We start from the raw sequence: 21672 nt of genomic DNA, 5'->3' as shown, positions 1-21672 counted from the left end.
AATATATCAATTTTATTTAATAAAAATAATAATAATAAAAAGAAAATAAATTTTATGAAAATCAATAAAATTGAATTGAATATGATTATTATTAATCAATTATTTAAGATTAATTATTTATTAATAAATCAATATTTAATTTTTAGATAAAAATAGTTTAGCATAAATAAATATATAAATAGTTATGAATATCATCTCTAGTTTAAGGTATTTAATAAATTCTAGTTTAAGATATTTAATAAATAATTGAATTTATAAAAGCTTTCAAAAAGAGTAAAATAAATAATGAAAGAAGCCGTTCAAATAAATCTAAGTAAACACACTCCAATGATTCAGCAATACTTGCGCTTAAAAGCTCAGCATCCTGATATTCTATTATTTTATCGAATGGGCGATTTTTATGAACTATTCTATGATGATGCTGAACGTGCTTCACAAATCTTAGATATATCTTTAACTAAAAGAGGTTTTTCGGCTGGAAAACCGATTCCTATGGCTGGTATACCTTACCATGTAGTTGATAATTATTTAGCAAAACTTATTAAACTAGGAGAATCAGTAGCAATCTGTGAACAAGTTGGCGATGCTTCTCTTAACAAAAATCCAATTGAACGTAAAATTGTTCGAATTGTTACCCCTGGAACTATTAGTGATGAATCCCTACTACAAGAACGACAAGATAATTTAATAGCATCTATTTTTCAAAATAAAGGAGGTCGTTTCGGTTTCGCAACTTTAGATATTAGTTCAGGACGTTTCCTTTTAAGTGAACCAAACAATTATGAAATAATGGAAGCAGAGCTACATCGTATTAATCCAACTGAACTACTTTATCCTGAAGATTTTCCTACTATGGAACTGATTAATCAGTACCATGGATTACGTCGTCGTCCATTATGGGAATATGAAATTGAAACTGCTTATCAACAATTTAAATTACAATTTGGTATGTTAAATCTAAGCTGTTTTGATATTGAAAATACATCTTTAGCATTACGTGCTGCTGGTTGTTTACTACAATATGTTAAAGATACTCAACGTACTTCCTTACCTCACATTCGCTCATTAAAGTTAGAAAATCCTCAAAATAGTATAATTATGAATGCTACTACACGCCGTAATCTTGAAATTATTCATAACTTATCTGGCGGTGTAGAAAAGACTTTAGCTGCGGTTTTAGATAAAACAGTGACCCCTATGGGAAGTCGTATGCTAAAAAGATGGCTACATATGCCATTACGAGATATAGAAACTATTACACAACGTCAAGAATGTATTGTAGAACTTCAAAATATTATTGAAGAATTACAGTTAATATTACGCCATATTGGCGATCTAGAACGCATATTAGCTCGCCTTGCATTACGTACTGCTACTCCACGTGATCTAGCACGTATGCGTTATGCTTTTCAGCAATTACCTACATTAAATAAAAAACTGATGAGTATTAATACACCACGACTTATAACGCTACGTACTCAAATTGGTGATTTTTATGAATTACGTAAAATACTTGAAAAGGCAATTATTGAATCGCCTCCAATACTCATACGAGATGGTGGTTTTATTGCATCTGGATATAATATAGAACTTGATGAATTACGAACATTAGCCAATGGAGTAAGTAATTATCTTAACATACTAGAGTTAAGAGAACAAAAAAAATTAGGATTAGAAACATTAAAAATTGGATATAATTCTATATATGGCTACTATATTCAGGTAAATCGTACTCAAAGTCATATGGTGCCTGTACACTATGTACGTCGTCAAACACTAAAAAATGTAGAACGTTATATCATACCAGAGCTAAAGGAATACGAAGATAAAATAATTACTTCTAAAGGGAAAGCATTAATACTAGAGAAAAAAATATACAATGAACTTTTTGATTTATTATTACCTCATCTTGAAGCATTACAACTAAGTTCTACAGCATTAGCTGAATTGGATGTACTAATAAATTTAGCAGAACGAGCTAACACATTAAATTATTGTCGGCCTATATTAAAAAAAAAAGCAGGTATTAGTATTACTTCTGGACGCCATCCTATTGTGGAGCAAGTATTAAGAGAACCTTTTATTCCTAATCAATTATTTCTATCTGCTAAACACCGTATGTTACTCATAACAGGTCCTAATATGGGCGGTAAAAGTACTTATATGCGTCAGACTGCCTTAATTGTCATCATGGCTTGGATTGGAAGCTTTGTACCTGCAGAAAAAGCAATAATTGGTTCTTTTGATCGTATTTTTACACGAATCGGTGCAGCAGATGATCTAGCATCTGGTAGATCAACTTTTATGGTAGAAATGACAGAAATAGCTAATATACTTCATTATGCTACTGAAAATAGCTTAGTTTTAATAGATGAAATCGGTCGAGGGACATCTACTTATGATGGTTTATCTTTAGCTTGGGCTTGTGCTAAAAGTTTGGCCAATATCATTAAAGCAATTACATTATTTGCAACTCATTATTTCGAGTTAACTATACTTCCTAAAACAATAAAAAGAATACGAAATATACATTTCAATGCAGTAGAACATAAAAATACAATTGCTTTTATGCATACTGTTCAAGATGGAGCTATAAATAAAAGCTATGGTCTTGCAGTAGCAGCGTTAGCTGGAGTACCAAGAGAAGTAATTCAAATTGCAAAAAGTAAATTAAAAGAATTAGAAATGATTCAAGTTCATACTAGGATTATTAATCCTGAGAAAAAAATCGAAAAATCAATTATTAGAACACAACAGAAAAATCAAATAATTAATACCCTTTTAAAAGGTTTAGATCCAGATACTTTAACACCTAAAGAAGCATTAGATATAATCTATTATATTAAAAAAATAATATAACCTTAATTATTCAATTGATAACTGCAGCATTAGTAAAAATAGCTGCAGAATCTAGCTATTAATAATATATTTACTCTTGAAATAATGCTTCAATGTTTAGACCTTGAGCTTGTAAAATTTCACGTAAACGACGTAATCCTTCAACTTGAATTTGACGTACCCGTTCACGTGTTAAACCAATCTCTCGTCCTACATCTTCTAATGTTGCTGCTTCATAGCCTAATAATCCGAAACGACGAGCTAATACTTCTCTTTGTTTGGCATTTAATTCAAAAAGCCATTTTACAATACTCTGTTTGATATCGTCATCTTGAGTAGTATTTTCTGGATCATTATCTTTATCATCTGTTAAAATTTCTAAAAGAGCTTTTTCACAATCTCCGCTACCTAATGGTATATCAACCGATGTAATACGTTCATTTAATCGAAGCATACGACTTACATCATCGACTGGCTTATCTAATTGCTCTGCAATTTCTTCAGCACTAGGTTCATGATCTAGCTTATGTGAGAGCTCACGAGCTGTACGTAAATAAACATTTAATTCTTTAACAATATGAATCGGTAAACGAATAGTACGTGTTTGATTCATAATAGCCCTTTCAATAGTTTGACGAATCCACCAAGTAGCGTAAGTTGAAAAGCGAAAACCACGTTCTGGATCAAATTTCTCTACTGTACGAATTAATCCAAGATTACCTTCTTCAATTAAATCTAATAATGATAGACCACGATTACTATAACGACGAGCAATCTTTACTACTAATCTTAAATTACTTTCAATCATACGACGACGAGAAGAAACATCTCCACGTAATGCTCTGCGCGCAAAAAACACTTCCTCTTCTGCAGTTAACAATGGAGAATAACCAATTTCTCCAAGGTAAAGTTGAGTTGCATCTAAAACACGTTGTGTTGCATTCTGTGATAATAAATCTTCTTCAATTAAATCATTATCATTAAAAACCTCAACTCCATTTTCTTCGAATTCTAAATCGTGATGTAATAACTCGTTAACTTTCAGCGTATTCTGGTTCATAATCGGCTCCTACCCGTGATCCAATAGCAGAACAACTACATAATTAGTTCTACCGAATTAGCGCTGTGGTAAATAACGTAATGGATTTACAGATTTTCCCTTGTAACGAATTTCAAAGTGCAACTTCAAAGAATTAGTTCCAGTACTTCCTATAGTAGCAATTTTTTGTCCTGCTTTAACTTCTTGTTGTTCCTGAACTAGAACTGTATCATTATAAGCATAAGCACTAAGACAATCTTCATTATGTTTAACAATAATTAAATTACCGTATCCACGGAGTACATTACCTGTATATACCACTTTTCCAGCTGCAGCAGAAACAACAGGTTGTCCACGTAAACCAACAATATCGATACCTTTATTTCCACTTTCCTGTGTAGAAAAATTATTAACTATTTTACCATTAACAACTGGCCAAACCCAGCTTTTCACTAATGTATTATTATTAGTTCTATTGCTAACTGTAAGAGAAGTAGTAATCGGAGCTGTAGTTTTTGCTAAATGATTGTTAACTTTTGACGATAGGAATTTACTATGTAATAAATTATGTAAATGATCAGAATATATAATAACAGGTTGCTTTGTTCTCAAATGAGATTTAATATTTTTTAAACTATTTGACATAAAAATACTAGACTGTATTTTATTAGATGTAGTGATTATTGAATTTATTTTGGTAAAATTATTACCTATAATATGCAATTTTTGTCCTATTTTCAATCGATAAGGTATTGATATATTATTATGCTGTGCTAAATTGTGAAGATCGCATCCAGTAATCCATGCAATATAAAATAATGTATCTCCATATTTGACAGTATAAGTTTGATTTCGATAATATCCTTTTTTTTTCAAGATATTTTTATAATTTCTATTATAGATAATTAAATTATGCTTAATATTATCATATTTATTATCATTATTAATCGTAATTAATTGAGAAGATGGGATAGATGGTTTAAGATAATTTAATTTGTAATCATGAAATAAAGATAAGTGCGATATTTTTTTAATCGCTAATGAAGATGGTATATGAGTAATTTTGCTAATAGGAGCATATAAAAAATCATTTTGACTACAACTAATTAATAAAATAGTAATTAAAAAAAATAATATTATATGATAACTTAATTGAAAAAATTTACTTCCAATGCTCATTGAGTCCTCACATAATAGTAATTTTAAAATAACTTAACCAAATATTTTTATTACATTGTTTATTTATTAAAAAATATATTCAAATAAATATAATGATATTAATCAATGATATATGCCTTATAAGTATCAATAAAAATTACACTTTAAATATCATTAAATTCATTGGATAAAATAGACAATTTAATAGATTTATTCAGTAATATCAATACTATAATACTATAATACTATAATACTATAATACTATAATACTATAATACTATAATAGTATAATACTATAATACTATAAACGTTTAAGTATTTAATAATATTTGCCAGATTGGAATACCATGTTCTCTCCGTAATTTAATTTTACTATTAATTTAAACGGGTTTTTAAAAAGAATGGCGATTATAACAATAATAGCATTAAATAGGTCATGTTTTACCTATCGATGCCATTCATCGCTATGATAAGTAAAATACTATACAAATTTAGTTGCTTTAAACGATATGTAACTTACCCCTGTAATCTTTTACTACGTTCTATAGCATAAATATGCTCTAAATATATGAAAATTTAATAATCAAGACCAGTTCTAATTTTTAATACATATTATGATGAATCATAGTACAGTTTTAGTAGGGTAGTTAGAGGTAAATCAATATTAGCTTTAAATAACCATTTATTTCTAACTTCTTGCAGATATGCTTTTTCTAGAAAGGCTTTAATACACTTAAAGAAAGGTATCTATAGTAATGATCAGTAGAAATTAAGCTAGCATCATCAAATAGGTTATTAATTTTTAGAAAAGACCAAATCAAAAAAATCATTGAAAGTATTATGATTTATCATAGTCAAAGTTCTAATAATGGAAATTTAATATAATAATATGGCCTAATAAGCTATATATGACAGATAAACTACTTAATTTATTATTGTCAATATAATTTTTTATAGGGTCTTCTTATTTAAGTACTTTGAAATTTGAAAAAAAATTAATTACTTTTTTTAATCAAAAAGACAACGGTCTCACAAGCAATACCTTCACAACGTCCAATACATCCGAGCCTTTCGGTAGTAGTTGCCTTAATATTTACATCATCAATATTACATCCAAGATCCTCAGTAAGATTAATACGCATTTGTAATAAATATGGAAGCATTGTTGGTATTTGAGCAATAATAGTAACATCAATATTACCAATTTGATAAGATCTTTTTTGTTGAATTAACTTCCATGCATTGCATAGTAATATACGGCTATTAATGCCTTTAAAAGTTGGATTAGTATCCGGAAATAGCTGTCCGATATCTCCCATAGCAGCAGCACTCAGCAAAGCATCGGTGATTGCATGTAGGACGACATCTCCATCGGAATGAGCGACAAGACTATATCTAAATGGAATATGAACGCCACCAATTATTAGTGGACCTTTACCACCAAATGGATGCACATCAAATCCGTGTCCAATACGCATTCATTATACACTCATATAGTTTGGTTAATGTTTAGATAGAAAGATACTAAAGCTAAGTCTTCTAATTTTGTTACTTTAATATTATCTCTACGACCAACTATTAATTCAGGATAATAGCCACAATATTCAAGAGCTGAAGCCTCATCAGTAATAGTTACTCCTCTTTTTAAGGCTTGTTTCAAACAATTAGTGAGTAATAATCTTGGAAAGAACTGTGGTGTTAACGCATGCCATAAACACTCACGTTTAATAGTCTTAATAATAGTTTTTTGTTCTGAGTTACCGAACTTTATTGTATCAATAACTGGCACTGCTAAAATTCCTCCTATTTTACTATATTTTTGTAATAGTAGTAAACGTTTTAAATCATTTAAATGTAAGCATGGACGTACTGCATCATGTATTAAAACCCAATCACTATAGACTGCTTGTAACCCTGCTAGTACTGACTCAGCACGTATAGATCCACCTGTCTTTATTTGAATAATACGATTATCTTTTGCTAAAGGTAATGAATCAAACCATTGATCATCTGGATTAAGCACTAGCACTATTTTTTTTATTGCTCGATGTGCTAAAATACAAGCTACGCTATACTCTAAAATAGTAAATTGACCAATAGTTAAATATTGTTTAGGACATGGAGTTTGCATTCTACTACCGATGCCAGCAGCAGGAATAACTGCAATTACGTCAGAAAGTAATTGTTGAGTACTATTATTCATAATTTATTATACTTTGATTTTATATTTATAATATTTGATTTTATTCTTGTATGAATCGATAAAATGTTTCGCCTGGCTTAATCATGCCTAATTCACTACGTGCACGTTCTTCAATTGCATCAAGATTACAATTAAGATCTTCGATTTCAATAATTAATTGACTATTAACTTTTTTAATTTTGGAATTATATTCCTGTTGTAAAATAATATTTTCATTAATACGTTTATAATCATAAATACCGTTTTCACCTAACCAAAAAGAATACTGAAACCATCCCAGTAATATGAGTAATAATAATACTAACTTTTCCATCATGAAGCTCACTAAAAATTGTTTAAATTTTTGATTATTTTATATGGTGAGTATTACTAAACAATCGATTTTAAGAAGAAATATATATTTATTATTAATATATATGAAATTGGTTTCATGGAAATTATGATAATTGATCTTCTATAAATAAATAGAATAAAATTAAATATATTAATATTTATTAATCATAATTAACAATTAATATTGTATAGGCTATATTTACATTGTAATGCCATGTTTTATATAATTTATAAAATATTGCAAGAATTAAAAATTTTAAAAATAAATTTAAGAAATTAATACAAAAATCATATTTTACTCTTATACTTTGATAATATTATGATGAAATAGAAAATCTAATAATTGATCAATTAATTTAGTTACTAATTGTTGACCATTAAGATAAATATCAGGAGCATCTGGTACTTCATAAACAGCATTTAATCCTGTAAAATTTTTTAACTTACCAGCTCGTGCTTTTTTATATAAACCTTTAGGATCTCGTGCTTCACATATTTCCAAAGGTGTATCCATAAAAATTTCTAAAAACCGTTCATGTCCAAGTAAATTACGTACCATTTTACGATCAGATCGATATGGCGAGATAAAAGCTGCTAAAACTATTAATCCAGCATCTACCATTAATTTTGCTACTTCAGCAACACGACGAATATTTTCTTTGCGATCATTAACATTAAAATCAAGATCCCGACATAGTCCATGTCTTAAATTATCACCATCTAGCAAATAGGTACTAATACCTAAATGATAAAGTATATATTCCATTTCACTAGCTATAGTAGATTTACCAGAACCAGAAAGTCCTGTAAACCATAATAATATACTTTTATGTCCATGATGTTGTTCACGATCAGTACAAGTTACTAGATGATTATGCCATATTATATTTTTAATATAGTTCTTATTTTGTAACATCATTGTTTATTACCTGATAAATTACGAGCCCCCCAATGAGGAAAGTGATTACATACTAACGAATTTAATTCTAATTCAAAATTACTATATGGGCTAACTTCTATAAGCTTTTTATCTATCACTTGATTAATCATACCTGCTCCTACAGTAGCATTACTTAGTTGATCAATAAATATCATGCCTCCAGTGACTGAGTTTTGCTTATAAGAATCTAATATCATAGGTTCATCAAATGTCATTTCTATTAAACCAATACTATTTAAAGGTAAACTCTCGGTAATATGTTTTTCTAAGGTATTTATTTCAATCTGATAAATAATTTTATCTATATAACCACGTGCTTTTTTATTGGCGATTTTAACTTCATAAGTTTGATTGGGATATAATGCTTGTTCTGCCATCCATACGACATCAACGATAGCTGATTGGGCTGCTGTTAAGTTATCTATTCTATCTACTAATACATTACCACGGCTGATATCAATTTCATTGTTTAAAACTAAAGTAATTGCTTCGCCAACACTCGCCTTCTGCAAATCACCATTAGAAGTTACAATTCGAGAAATACTTGATTCAATACCTGATGGTAAAATCTTTACATATTGTCCTACCTGCACTATCCCAGCAGCTAAGGTTCCAGAATAACCTCGGAAATCAAGATAAAGACGATTAACATATTGAACTGGAAAACGCATAGATTCATTACTTATATCATAATTTATCTCTATGGTTTCTAATATTTCTAGTAATGTAGGACCAAAATACCATGCCATATTTTTACTCGGCTTTACAATGTTCTCTCCTTTTAAAGCAGATATTGGAATAAATAATATATTTATGTTTTTAGATAATTGTGCACTAAAATCAAGATAATTTAATTTGATTTTCTCAAATATTTCCTGATTATAATCTACTAAATCCATTTTGTTAATTGCAACAACTAAATGTTTTATACCTAATAGTGTAGAAATAAAACTGTGCCTGCGAGTTTGATTTAAAATACCCTTACGTACATCAATTAATAAAATAGCTAACTCACAAGTTGAAGCACCAGTTACCATATTACGAGTATATTGTTCATGTCCAGGAGTATCAGCTATAATAAATTTTCGTTTTTCAGTAGAAAAATAGCGATAAGCGACATCAATCGTAATTCCCTGTTCACGTTCTGCTTGTAAACCATCTACAAGTAATGAAAAATCAATTTTTTGTTCTTGAGTACCATGACGTTTACTATCTTTTTTAAGCAATAAAAGATGGTCTTCATAAATTTGGAAAGTATCGTGTAATAATCGACCTATAAGGGTACTTTTTCCATCATCGACACTTCCACAAGTTAAAAAACGTAATAAACTTTTTTGTTTCTGTAATTTTAACCAAGATTTTATTCCGCCACACTCAGCGAGCTTTTGTTGTGCGATAACCATATTCATTATTTAATGTTTCCTTAGAAATAACCATGACGTTTTTTAAATTCCATTGAGCTATCTTGATCACGATCAATCATCCGTCCATGGCGCTCACTTGTAATAGAGAGCAACATTTCTTCAATAATTTCTGGAACAGTTTTTGCTTGAGATTCAATAGCTCCAGTTAATGGCCAACATCCAAGAGTTCGAAAACGGACCATACGCTGTTTTATTATTTCTTCAGATTGTAGATTAATACGATCATCATCAATTACCAGTAGTACACCATCACGTTCTAATACAGGACGTGGTGCAGCGAAATATAACGGCACTATTTTAATGTTTTCAAAAAAAATATACTGCCAAATATCCAATTCAGTCCAATTAGACAAGGGGAATACTCGAATATTTTCGCCTTTGTTAATTTGTCCATTATAATTATACCATAGCTCTGGACGCTGATTTTTTGGATCCCAACGATGAAATTGATCACGAAAAGAATAAATACGTTCTTTAGCACGTGATTTATCTTCATCACGACGGGCTCCTCCAAAAGCTGCATCAAATCCATATATATTAAGAGCTTGTTTTAAAGCTTCCGTTTTCATCATATCAGTATACTTAGAACTACCATGTATAAATGGATTAATATTTACTGATAAGCCTTTTGGGTTACGATATATTAATAATTCAGCATTCATCTCTTTTGTAATTTGATCGCGAAATGTATACATATCACGAAATTTCCATCCTGTATCAATGTGCAATAAAGGAAAAGGCAATCTACCAGGATAAAAAGCTTTATGTGCTATCATAAGCATTACTGAAGAATCCTTACCGATAGAATACATCATAACAGGTTTATTAAATTCGGCTACAACCTCACGTATGATATAGATACTTTCTGCTTCTAACTTCTGTAGATAATTTAAACGATTACGATTCATCATTTCTCCTTAAGGCACATGTTATTATTAATAAAATTTTTAATATATTAAATATTAAAACCATGCTAACTTTTTATGTAGTTCTACTACTTCTCCAATTACTAGTAATGCTGGTTTAGGTATAGTAGCAGTTAGCTTTTCTAATTCATTTAAAGTACCAATCAATACTTTCTGATCTTTACATGTACCTTTACCAATTACTGCAACTGTTGTGATAGGATTACGTCCATATTCAATTAATCTTGTAGCTATTTCTGCTGCTTTTATTGTTCCCATATAAATTACTAGTGTCTGATGTGAACGAGTAAGTAACTCCCAATGAGTTCTTTTATTATTTATACAATAATGACCGGTTATATAAATTACACTTTGTGCGTAATCACGATGAGTTAATGGAATACCAGCATATGCTGTTGCACCTATAGCAGCAGTAATTCCTGGCACGACTTGAAAAGGAATGCTAGCTTTTTGTGCCGCTTGTAACTCTTCAGCACCACGTCCAAAAATAAATGGATCGCCACCTTTTAAACGAACTACACGTTTTCCTTGTTGAGCTAATTTAATGATTAAATTATTTGTTTCTTTTTGAGAGATAGAATGCAAACCTGCACGTTTGCCTACACATATAAGTTTTGCTTCACGTCGTACTAAATCTAATATTTCACTACTTACTAAGTAATCATATAAAACCACATCAGCTACTTGAATAACCTGTAATCCTCGTAAAGTTAATAAGCCGCTATCGCCAGGACCAGCTCCTACTAAAATAATTTCACCTTGATTATTCTTATATTTTTCTAATAACAAACTCTCTAAAGTTCTACATGTTTCATCAATGTCATCAATAACCATCGGACGAGTAAATAATCCATTAAATACATTTTCCCAAAAACGACGACGATCCGATATCTTATGATAGAAGTGCTTTACTTTATCACGCAATTTATTTGCTACTTTTGCTATTTGTCCAATATTAGAAGGTAAGAAAGATTCAATCTTTTCACGTAATATCCGAGATAAAACTGGTGCAGTACCGCTCGAAGAAATAGCTATTATTAATGGAGAACGATCAATAATAGATGGGAAAATAAAATTACACTTTAGTTTATCATCAACCACATTTACTAACTTATGACATAAGTGTGCAGCTTTGAAAACCTGAGTATTAAGTTGATTGTCGTTAGTTGCAGAAATTACTAAAAAAACATTATCTAACATCTCTGGATTAAAATTAGATGCTATTAGTTCAATAGCATTAATATCTAGTAATGCTTGTAATTCATCATTAAGATCATGCGCAACTACTTGTACTTTAGCCCCAGCACGAAGTAATAATTTAATTTTATGAGCCGCAATAACACCACCGCCAACAACCAAAACCACACGATTTTTAATATCTACAAAAATAGGCAAATAATTCACGTTAACCTTGCTAATTTAAAAAATAAATTAGCATAACTATACTTCTCTAATGTTTACTAGATAAAATTCCGAATTGGAATGAATAGTTATTTAATGGAATAATCATAAAATTACTGATTATATGATGTGAATCATCATGAATATAATTATTGTTATATATATTTTATAATGTATTCAAGGAAAATGAATATTAAAAATAGTTAATCTATAAGCTTTATATATACACTAAGTATGCCGTATGCTTAGTAAATACAAAATTAATTTTTTTATTATATTAATATATATACGAAGATAAGAATCTTTTATATTATTTTAGAGTGATAATATATAGTTATTCATTTTAAAAATATTAAAAATATACTACGTATAAAGATCATTTTTTAATTGGAAATAATTTAATTTAAATATTTTTATATTCATGTAAACCACATTCTCGCTTTAATCCAAAAAAACGTGTTTCTTCTTCATTCATGCCAGGTTTCCATTGTTTCGTAGTATGTGTATCGCCTACCGATAAATAACCTTTTTCCCATAGCGGATGATATTTAAGCTTATAATATTTAATATACTGATGTACTTGGTGATTATTCCAATCAACAATTGGTAATACTTTAAAAACATCTTTTTGAATATCTAATATTTTTAATTTAGAACGGCTATTAGATTGATAACGACGTAATCCTGCAAACCAAGTTTGAGCTTTTAATTTTTTTAATGCTTTCTTCATTGGCTCTACTTTATTAATTTTATTATATTGTTCAATTCCTTTTATACCTTGTTCCCATAATTTACCATAACGTATTTCTTGCCAAGTAGGAGAAAGTTTCGCACGAAATACATGTAAATTTAAATTAAACTGATTTGTTAGTTCATCAATAAAACGGTAAGTTTCTGGAAAAAGATAACCGGTATCTATTAGTATTACGGGAATATTTGGATCTTGTTTCGTCACCATATGAAGTAAAACTGATGACTGAATACCAAAACTAGAAGATAGGACAAAAACACCTGATAATTTTTTCAATGCCCAACTTATGCGTTCTTCTGCTGAATACTTTTCTAATTCAATATTAAATTGAGATATCTTTTCCATACAATCAATGCCTGATAAATTATTAAGTGATGAAAAATTAATTAATTTCATATTACCTCTTCATTCCAAAAATCATAAACGGGATTAACTACAGCTTTAACAATACCTGTCCGAATAACAAAGTCACCAAAATCTTCTGCAGAATTACGTTTTTGAGCCCAATCAGCAATTAGCTGATCAATATTACTAAGAATTTCATTCTCTTGAATATTTTCACGATACATCCGTGGAATACGAGTGCCTATACGATTACCGCCAATATATAAGTTATAATATCCTAACGCTTTGCCTACTAATCCTAATTCTGCTAACATAGCACGACCACATCCGTTAGGACAGCCAGTAATACGGAATACTATATATTCTTTATCTAATCCATGTTTATGCATTATTTTTTCAATTTTTGTTACAAAAAATGATAATAAACGTTCAGCTTCAGCCATTGCTAATGGACAAGTAGGAAAAGATACGCATGCCATAGAGTTTTCACGTTGAGATGTTATTGTTTTTATAAGACCATACTTGTAAGCAATATTTTCAATTTTGATTTTGTGATACTCAGGAACATTAGCAATAATTAAATTTTGATTAGCAGTTATACGAAACTCACCTTCATGTACTGAAGCAATTTCAGCAATGCCACTTTTAAGAAGACAGCCATTTAAATCATCTAATAAGCGACCATTTTCTATAAACAAAGTTAAATTCCATTTGTTATTATCAATATTTTTTATCCAACCAATACGATCACTACGAGTAGTAAACTCATAAGGATAAATTGCTTTAAATTTTATTCCAGAACGTTTTTCTACTTCAAGTTTAAATACTTCTATTCCTACACGCTCTAATGTATATTTAGTTTTAGCATTTTTACGATTAGTACGATTACCCCAATCACGTTGTATAGTTAATACAGCAGAGGCTACATCTAAAAGTTTATTTAATGGAAAAAAACCAAACTCACTAGCAGTGCGTGCATAAGTCATTTTATTACCATGTTCAATTGATAATCCACCACCTACAAGTAAATTAAAACCGATTAAATTATTGTTTTCTATAATGGCAATAAAATTAAGATCGTTCGCATGTAAATCAACATCATTATACGGAGGTATTGCTATTGATATTTTAAATTTACGTGGTAAATAAGTGTTACCGAGTATAGGTTCTTTATCAATACATTTAGTTTTTTTTTCATCCCACCAAATTTCAGCATACGCACGGGTTTGCGGTAAAAAATATTCAGAAATTTTTTTTGTTAACTTATAGATCTCTTCATATAGTTGTGCTGAAATAGGATTTGAAGTACAAATTATATTTCGATTAACATCATTAGCTGTAGCTAATGAATCAAGACCTATTGAATGCAACATTTGGTGTGATAATTTCACATTTTTTTTTAAAATACCGTGAAATTGAAAAGTTTGACGATTAGTTAACCTAATACTACCATAAATAGTTTTATCAGTAGCAAATTTATTAATAGCTAACCACTGCTTTGGCGTGATTAATCCAGCTGGCAAACGACAACGTAACATCATAGAATATCGTGGTTCAAGTTTTTGATCAGCACGTTCTAATCGAATATCTCGATCGTCTTGTTGATACATACCGTGAAAACGGATTAATGAAAAATTATCCCCAGTAAATCCGCCGGTTAAATCATTATTTAAATCGTCAATAATAGTACCACGTAAATAATTACTTTGTTTTTTTAGACGTTCTTCATCAGATAGTTCGCCTTTAACAATTAGTAGTTCCGAAGATATTTTATTCATTCAATAAACATCTCTTTGATAACGGCGCTCAACGCGCAAATCATTTAAAAAGTCATTAGATGTATGATTATTCATATTACCATATTTAATCAATATATCTAATAATGCTTGTTCAACCTCTTTTGCCATGTTATTAATAGCACCACAAACATAAAGATAAGCTCCATCTTGAATCCATTTCCATATTTCTTTTCCTTTTAAACGTATTTTATCTTGTATATAAATCTTTTTATTTTGGTCACGTGACCAAGCAAGGTCTATATTAGTTAATAAACCTTTTTTAAAATATCTTTGCCATTCTATTTGATAAAGAAAATCCTCTAAAAAATGAGGATTTCCAAAAAAAAGCCAGTTTTTACCATTTGCACCATCGTTATCCCTTTGTTGCATAAATGCACGAAATGGTGCTATACCTGTACCTGATGCAATCATAATTATTGAAGAATTAGGATTAAGAGGTAAACGAAAATTATTATTTTGCTGTATAAAAAGACGAATTGAATCGTCTTCTTTAATACGATCAATTAACCATGTAGATGCACCTCCACCACGTATATATCCATCTATTTTGTAACGTACAGCACTTACTGTTATATGCACTTCACTATCAGTCTCAAGCTGAGATGATGATATAGAATAAAAACGTGGAGTTAATGGTCGTAATAAACTGATTAATTGACTAGCTTTCATTGTAGTCGGAAATTTACGTATCATATCTACAATTGGAAAATTTTGTGCGTAAGTTTTTAACTTTATATGATCACTAGTTAAGGTAGTTAAAAATTTGTTACACGAAATAACAGCATAATTTTTTATTATAAGTGGCGTATTAACAGTTAATTCAAAATATTTTTGTAAAGAATCTTTTAAAGTTAAATTTTGACCGTATACTTCAACTATTTCGTCTCCATTTAAACATACAAGTTCCATGAGTTCTTTTATTAGTTCTATATCATTTTCATACCAAATACCAACCGCATCACCTGGTTTATAATGTAAACCAGAAGTACCTAAATCTATCTCTATATGGTGTATGTCTTTATTAGAATAACGTCCAGTAATTTTTTGATTTACAATAACTTTAGCTATTAACGGATTTTCTTTAGTATATAAAGAACAGTTTATTTTATCGACGTTTAAGCTATCACTAGTTGTTATCATATTAGGAATAATAGAAGATTCTCTTAATAATCGATTTTTTAAAATTTTTGTTATTTGTTTTCTCCAAGTACTAGCTTGTTTATCATAATCCAAATCAGCATCAACACGATCTAATAAACGTTCAGCTCCGAGTGTTGCAAAACAAAGATCAAAGTCTTGCCCAGCTTTACTAAAAAATTTATATGAAGCATCTCCGAGACCGAAAATAGCAAAAAGCGTATTTTTAAATTTTGGGGCTCTTTTCGACATTAAAAATTTATATAAAGATAATGCTTCTTCTGGCGGTTCACCTTCACCTTGGGTAGATGTCACCAATAATATTATCTTTTCTTGATTAATTTTTTTATAATTATAATTGCCAGCATTTATTAAATTAACTTTTAATTTAGCCATTAGAAGATCATTATATAATTGCTCTGCAATACGACGTGCATTACCAGTTTGTGAAGCAGAAATTAACGTAATGATTGGTATTGTTTGATCTGGTAATTTAACTAAATTAGTTGGAATATGATTATTCCCTATACCCCAAAAATAACCAGAAAGCCAAGCCAATTGATTAGTATCAAAATCTATTATTACCTCTTTTAAACGTGCTAGTTGTTCAGAAGTAAGAGGAAACAATAAATTTACATTTAATGGTGGTTGAGTGCTCATTCCTTTAAAAATTCCAGATTAGCAGTCTAAATAATTCATTGATAGCAAATAAATAAGAAGAATAGATTACTGCCTTATATCTTAGTGATGAAAATAAAGCTTATGTATAATAAATAACTAAAATGACTAACTAATTTTTATATAAATTTAACTATTAAATTTTGTAAAGAAGTAATATCATTATTTTGATAACACACAGTGATAAATAATTTTATTTTGTATAAAAAAATAAAAATGCCTATAACATTATTTAAAGAATTTCAATTTGAAGCAGCTCATCGCTTAATTAATTTACCGAAAGAACATAAATGTAGCCGTTTACATGGCCATTCTTTTAAAGTTCGGCTTGAAGTTACTGGTTCTATTAATCCTCATAATGGATGGATAATGGATTTTGCTGAAATACAGACAGCATTTAAACCAATTTATGATAGTTTAGATCATCATTATCTCAATGAGATTAATGGTTTAGAAAATCCAACTAGTGAACTTTTAGCGAAGTGGATTTGGAAAAAAATAAAACCTATATTACCGGGATTAACATCAGTTATTATTAAAGAAACTTGTACCTCTGGATGTATTTATCAAGGTTAAATTTTACTTATTAATAAAGAATATAATTTAAGATATAATAATAAAATTATGAGCTAATTAATATTTAAATATTTATGTGATTGTATTGAAAAGCGCCAATTACGCTCAAGACAAGTTTTAATACATAATTTAGTTGCAAAATGACTTTTATTAATCGGTTGTAATACTATTACACGTTTTTTTTGATCTTTCAATTCTGATAATAACATTTCCAATACTTCAATATCACGAAAACGTGCTACTGGATGTTTAATTTCATCCGCTCGCTTCAATACTTGTTGTAAAACACTATACTTATTACAAATATTAACTTTCGGTGAAACAGTTACCCATGTTTTTTCTGAGCAATTAATTTCATGAGTTCCGCTAGTTTCAACCTGACAAACAAAACCTAATTTTTCCAGTTTATAAGTTAAAGGACGTAGGTCATATATAGCTGGTTCACCACCCGTAATAACAATATGATATGTATTCCAATTTTGGCTATGAATAGTCTTTATTAACATTGATACATCGATATTAGACCAAGTATTACTTACTACTTTTTTCTTTATGATATTATCTAATGAAGTCTCCATTTGATCTAATTTTTCCCAAGTATATTTAGTATCACACCAGCTACAACGTATCGGGCATCCTTGTAAACGAATGAATATAGCTGGAATACCTGTATAAATACCTTCACCTTGTAGTGTCTGAAATATTTCATTAATTGGATAGAACATTTACTTAGCTAATCTTCATATTTTTAAGACGGAAATAATATTTTTTTAAAAAAAACAATTAATTGCTCAAAAAATAATATTTATAATTTTAAAATCAATTAAAACCTATTTTTTACTTCTTTTAAACCATGGAAAAGTGCTTTTTTACCTAAAGCTTCTTCGATACGAATTAATTGGTTATATTTAGCAACACGTTCAGAGCGACTCATAGAACCAGTTTTAATTTGACCAGCTTGTGTACCTACTGCTAAATCAGCTATAGTAGCATCTTCAGTTTCTCCTGAACGATGTGAAATCACTACTGTATAATTTGCATTTTTAGCTAATTTAATTGCTTCTAATGTTTCAGTTAAAGAACCAATTTGGTTATATTTAATTAATACAGAGTTAGCAATACCTTTTTCAATACCTTTTTTTATAATCTTAGAATTTGTTACAAATAAATCGTCTCCTACTAACTGAATTTTATTACCTAAAATTTTTGTTTGATAAATAAAACCATCCCAATCATTTTCATCTAAACCATCTTCAATTGAAATAATTGGATATTGTATGGTAAGATTTTCTAAATAATGAGTCAATTCTTTAGAAGTAAATACTTTACCTTCTCCTGATAAGATGTATTGATTATCATGATAAAATTCAGAAGCTGCACAGTCTAAAGCAAAAGTAATGTCTTTACCTAGTTCATAACCAGCTTTTTTTATTGCTTCAGAAATTATGAATAGTGCTTCAGAGTTAGATTTCAAATTTGGTGCGTATCCACCTTCATCACCTACTGCAGTACTAAGACCCTTTTTTTTCAAAACTATTGCTAAATAATGAAAAATTTCAGAACCTATACGAATTGCTTCTTTTAAAGTTTTTGCACCAACTGGTTGAATCATAAACTCTTGAATATCAATATTATTATCAGCATGCCTCCCGCCATTAATAATATTCATCATAGGCAATGGCATAGAGTATTTCCCAGGAGTACCATTTAGTTCAGCGATGTGTGCATATAATGGCAAATATTTAGAAGCAGCTGCTGCTTTAGCTACTGCTAAAGAAATAGCTAAAATAGCATTTGTACCAAAATTAGATTTATTATCTGTACCATCTAATTCAATCATAAGTTTATCAATATTATATTGATCTATAGCTTCTTTTCCTCTTAATAACTGTGCAATAGGACCATTGACAGCAGAAACTGCTTTTATTACTCCTCTGCCTAAAAAACGGGAATTATTACCATCACGTAATTCTAGTGATTCGCGAGATCCAGTAGATGTACCTGATGGTGCAGCAGCTAAACCGACAAAGCCACCCTCTAAATGAACTTCTGCTTCTACAGTAGGATTACCTCGAGAATCAATAATTTCTCGACCAATAACTTTTATGATTTTAGACATATAATTACCTAATTAAATTACAAAAAAAAAAATTAAAAAAAATTACAAGAAATAGAGTATAATTTTTTTATAGATTTAATTATATTAAAGTTTTGTTAAACATCTTTGATGATATTCTTGTGCTGCTTTAATAAAATCAGTAAATAATGGATGACCATCACGAGGAGTTGACGTAAATTCTGGATGAAATTGACATGCTACAAACCAAGGGTGGTTTGGAATCTCAATTATTTCAACTAATAAATTATCTTCAGAACGACCAGAAATAAGTAAACCAGCCGCTTCAATCTGTTTTAATAATAAATTATTAACTTCATAACGGTGACGATGACGTTCAATGATAAGATCAGACCCATATAAATAATGAGCTTTACTATTTATAATTAATTGACATTGCTGAGCACCCAAACGCATTGTACCACCTAAATTGCTATATTCATTACGCTGTTCTATATTACCGTTTTCATCTCGCCATTCAGTAATCATAGCAATTATTGGATATTTACAATTCGGCATAAATTCTGTAGAATTAGCATCTTCCAATCCAACAACATTACGAGCAAATTCTATTAAAGCTACCTGCATACCAAGACAAATCCCAAAATAAGGTATGTTATTTTCACGAGCATATTGTACAGTTATAATTTTGCCTTTTATTCCTCGTTGTCCAAATCCACCAGGAATTAAAATAGCTTCTAAATCTTTTAATACTTCAATACCATTTAATTCAATATCTTGTGCATCAATTAATTTAATGCTTACGGTTAGTCGATTCTTTAAACCACCATGTTTAAGCGCTTCAATTACAGATTTATACGCATCTGGTAATTCTATATATTTACCGATTATACCAATAATAACTTTACCTACGGGATTAGCCTCTTCATAAATTACTTCTTCCCATTCCGATAAATTTGCTTCTGGAAGAATAAGATTAAAATGATTACAAATATAATCATCTAATCTTTGCGATTTAAGTAAAAATGGAATTTCATAAATAGAATTTACGTTTTTTAAAGAAATAACTGCTTTCTCTAAAACATTACAAAATAATGCAATTTTTGTACGTTCGTTTGTTGGTACTGTACGATCAGAACGACAAATTAAAACATCTGGTTGAATTCCAATCGATAATAATTCTTTTACCGAACGTTGAGTTGGCTTAGTTTTTAATTCACCAGTTGAAGACATATAAGGAACCAATGTTAAATGTATGTATATAGTATGGTTACGGTTAATATCAACAGCTATTTGACGAATTGCTTCAAGAAATGGTAATGATTCTATATCTCCTACTGTACCGCCGATTTCTACTAAAACTACATCATGACCTTCACCGCCTCTAAAAATACGTTCTTTAATAGCATTAGTAATGTGTGGGATTACTTGAATAGTAGCTCCAAGATAATCACCTCTACGTTCTTTCTGCAGTACTTCTGAATAGATTTTACCGGTAGTAAAATTATTATTACGTGACATTTTAGTTCTAATAAAACGCTCATAATGACCTAAATCTAAATCAGTTTCAGCTCCATCATCTGTAACGAATACTTCACCATGTTGTGTTGGATTAATAGTACCAGGATCAACATTAATATATGGGTCAAGCTTTATTATAGTTACATTTAAACCACGTGCTTCGAGGATAGTTGCGAGGGAAGCTGCAGTAATTCCTTTCCCTAAAGAAGAAACAACACCTCCAGTTACAAAAATATAATTTGTTGTCATGCTTAACCTGAAGTTGTAGATTTAAAACGATGTAAAATAAAAGCGAGGATTAACTAACATAACAAAAGTTATAATGAACTATAAATAAAATAATAAATAGATATTATTAAATTAAGCAAAAATTCAAGTACTTCATGTTGTATCCAAGAATTTATTTCTGATTAAATAACTTTTTAAATGCAAGTTTATTATATTTATCAATTAAATATTAATGAAATAAATGAAATTCATATTTTAAGAATTATTCATTTAAAGAATAAATAATGACAATTATTAT

17 protein-coding genes are annotated in these 21672 nt (G+C 29.4%); 2 read left to right on the top strand and 15 right to left on the bottom strand.

The features are described from left to right. The first annotated feature begins 285 nt into the window (after positions 1-285). Positions 286-2859: a DNA mismatch repair protein MutS gene (gene mutS, locus FD728_RS03340; protein WP_204162625.1), complete on the top strand. Its 2574-nt coding sequence runs from the start codon at positions 286-288 to the stop codon at positions 2857-2859. Between the two features lie 70 nt (positions 2860-2929). On the opposite strand, the gene rpoS is transcribed toward mutS, so the two are convergent. The 12 genes from rpoS to cysJ all read right to left on the bottom strand — a co-directional run bounded on the left by rpoS (position 2930) and on the right by cysJ (position 16954). Then, on the bottom strand, positions 2930-3898 hold the full coding sequence (gene rpoS / locus FD728_RS03335) for an RNA polymerase sigma factor RpoS (protein ID WP_159934802.1): 969 nt from the start codon (positions 3896-3898) through the stop codon (positions 2930-2932). 57 nt (positions 3899-3955) lie between these two features. Continuing rightward, entirely contained in the window at positions 3956-5056 is a 1101-nt protein-coding gene (gene nlpD / locus FD728_RS03330) for a murein hydrolase activator NlpD (RefSeq protein ID WP_159934800.1), read from the bottom strand. A 974-nt stretch (positions 5057-6030) separates the two neighbouring features. After that, a complete protein-coding gene (ispF, locus tag FD728_RS03325) occupies positions 6031-6513 on the bottom strand; it encodes a 2-C-methyl-D-erythritol 2,4-cyclodiphosphate synthase (RefSeq protein ID WP_159934798.1) in 483 nt (160 codons plus the stop codon). Positions 6514-6524: 11 nt separating this feature from the next. Next, a complete protein-coding gene (ispD, locus tag FD728_RS03320; protein ID WP_159934796.1) occupies positions 6525-7238 on the bottom strand; it encodes a 2-C-methyl-D-erythritol 4-phosphate cytidylyltransferase in 714 nt (237 codons plus the stop codon). A gap of 40 nt (positions 7239-7278) precedes the next feature. Continuing rightward, positions 7279-7551, bottom strand: coding sequence for a cell division protein FtsB (gene ftsB, locus FD728_RS03315; protein WP_159934854.1), 273 nt, complete (start codon positions 7549-7551; stop codon positions 7279-7281). Positions 7552-7872: 321 nt separating this feature from the next. Next, positions 7873-8490, bottom strand: coding sequence for an adenylyl-sulfate kinase (cysC, locus tag FD728_RS03310; protein WP_204162624.1), 618 nt, complete (start codon positions 8488-8490; stop codon positions 7873-7875). Further along, positions 8487-9920: a sulfate adenylyltransferase subunit CysN gene (gene cysN, locus FD728_RS03305; RefSeq protein ID WP_159934794.1), complete on the bottom strand. Its 1434-nt coding sequence runs from the start codon at positions 9918-9920 to the stop codon at positions 8487-8489. The genes cysC and cysN overlap by 4 nt, the downstream gene beginning before the upstream one ends. Positions 9921-9934: 14 nt before the next feature. Further along, a complete protein-coding gene (gene cysD, locus FD728_RS03300; protein WP_159934792.1) occupies positions 9935-10843 on the bottom strand; it encodes a sulfate adenylyltransferase subunit CysD in 909 nt (302 codons plus the stop codon). Positions 10844-10897: 54 nt separating this feature from the next. Continuing rightward, positions 10898-12265: a siroheme synthase CysG gene (gene cysG / locus FD728_RS03295; protein WP_159934790.1), complete on the bottom strand. Its 1368-nt coding sequence runs from the start codon at positions 12263-12265 to the stop codon at positions 10898-10900. 400 nt (positions 12266-12665) lie between these two features. Further along, on the bottom strand, positions 12666-13358 hold the full coding sequence (locus tag FD728_RS03290; protein WP_370516249.1) for a phosphoadenylyl-sulfate reductase: 693 nt from the start codon (positions 13356-13358) through the stop codon (positions 12666-12668). 47 nt (positions 13359-13405) lie between these two features. Further along, complete coding sequence (gene cysI / locus FD728_RS03285; protein WP_159934786.1) at positions 13406-15136, bottom strand: assimilatory sulfite reductase (NADPH) hemoprotein subunit; 1731 nt, start codon at positions 15134-15136, stop codon at positions 13406-13408. Next, positions 15137-16954: an NADPH-dependent assimilatory sulfite reductase flavoprotein subunit gene (gene cysJ / locus FD728_RS03280; RefSeq protein ID WP_159934784.1), complete on the bottom strand. Its 1818-nt coding sequence runs from the start codon at positions 16952-16954 to the stop codon at positions 15137-15139. Between the two features lie 234 nt (positions 16955-17188). Here cysJ and queD point away from each other — a divergent pair, with 234 nt between their 5' ends. Further along, positions 17189-17548 (top strand): 6-carboxytetrahydropterin synthase QueD, encoded by a 360-nt coding sequence (queD, locus tag FD728_RS03275; protein WP_159934782.1) that lies wholly within the window; start codon positions 17189-17191, stop codon positions 17546-17548. A 53-nt stretch (positions 17549-17601) separates the two neighbouring features. Here the strand turns inward: queD and queE are convergent, their stop codons facing one another. The 3 genes from queE to pyrG all read right to left on the bottom strand — a co-directional run bounded on the left by queE (position 17602) and on the right by pyrG (position 21395). Beyond that, positions 17602-18273: a 7-carboxy-7-deazaguanine synthase QueE gene (queE, locus tag FD728_RS03270; RefSeq protein WP_159934780.1), complete on the bottom strand. Its 672-nt coding sequence runs from the start codon at positions 18271-18273 to the stop codon at positions 17602-17604. 98 nt (positions 18274-18371) lie between these two features. Continuing rightward, complete coding sequence (eno, locus tag FD728_RS03265) at positions 18372-19667, bottom strand: phosphopyruvate hydratase (protein WP_159934778.1); 1296 nt, start codon at positions 19665-19667, stop codon at positions 18372-18374. An 84-nt stretch (positions 19668-19751) separates the two neighbouring features. Next, positions 19752-21395, bottom strand: coding sequence for a glutamine hydrolyzing CTP synthase (pyrG, locus tag FD728_RS03260; RefSeq protein WP_159934776.1), 1644 nt, complete (start codon positions 21393-21395; stop codon positions 19752-19754). Positions 21396-21672: the final 277 nt, after the last annotated feature.

The organism is Pantoea sp. Aalb, from assembly GCF_009829985.1.
Lineage (GTDB): Bacteria > Pseudomonadota > Gammaproteobacteria > Enterobacterales > Enterobacteriaceae > SZZU01.
This window is presented reverse-complemented; position numbering and strand designations above follow the sequence as displayed.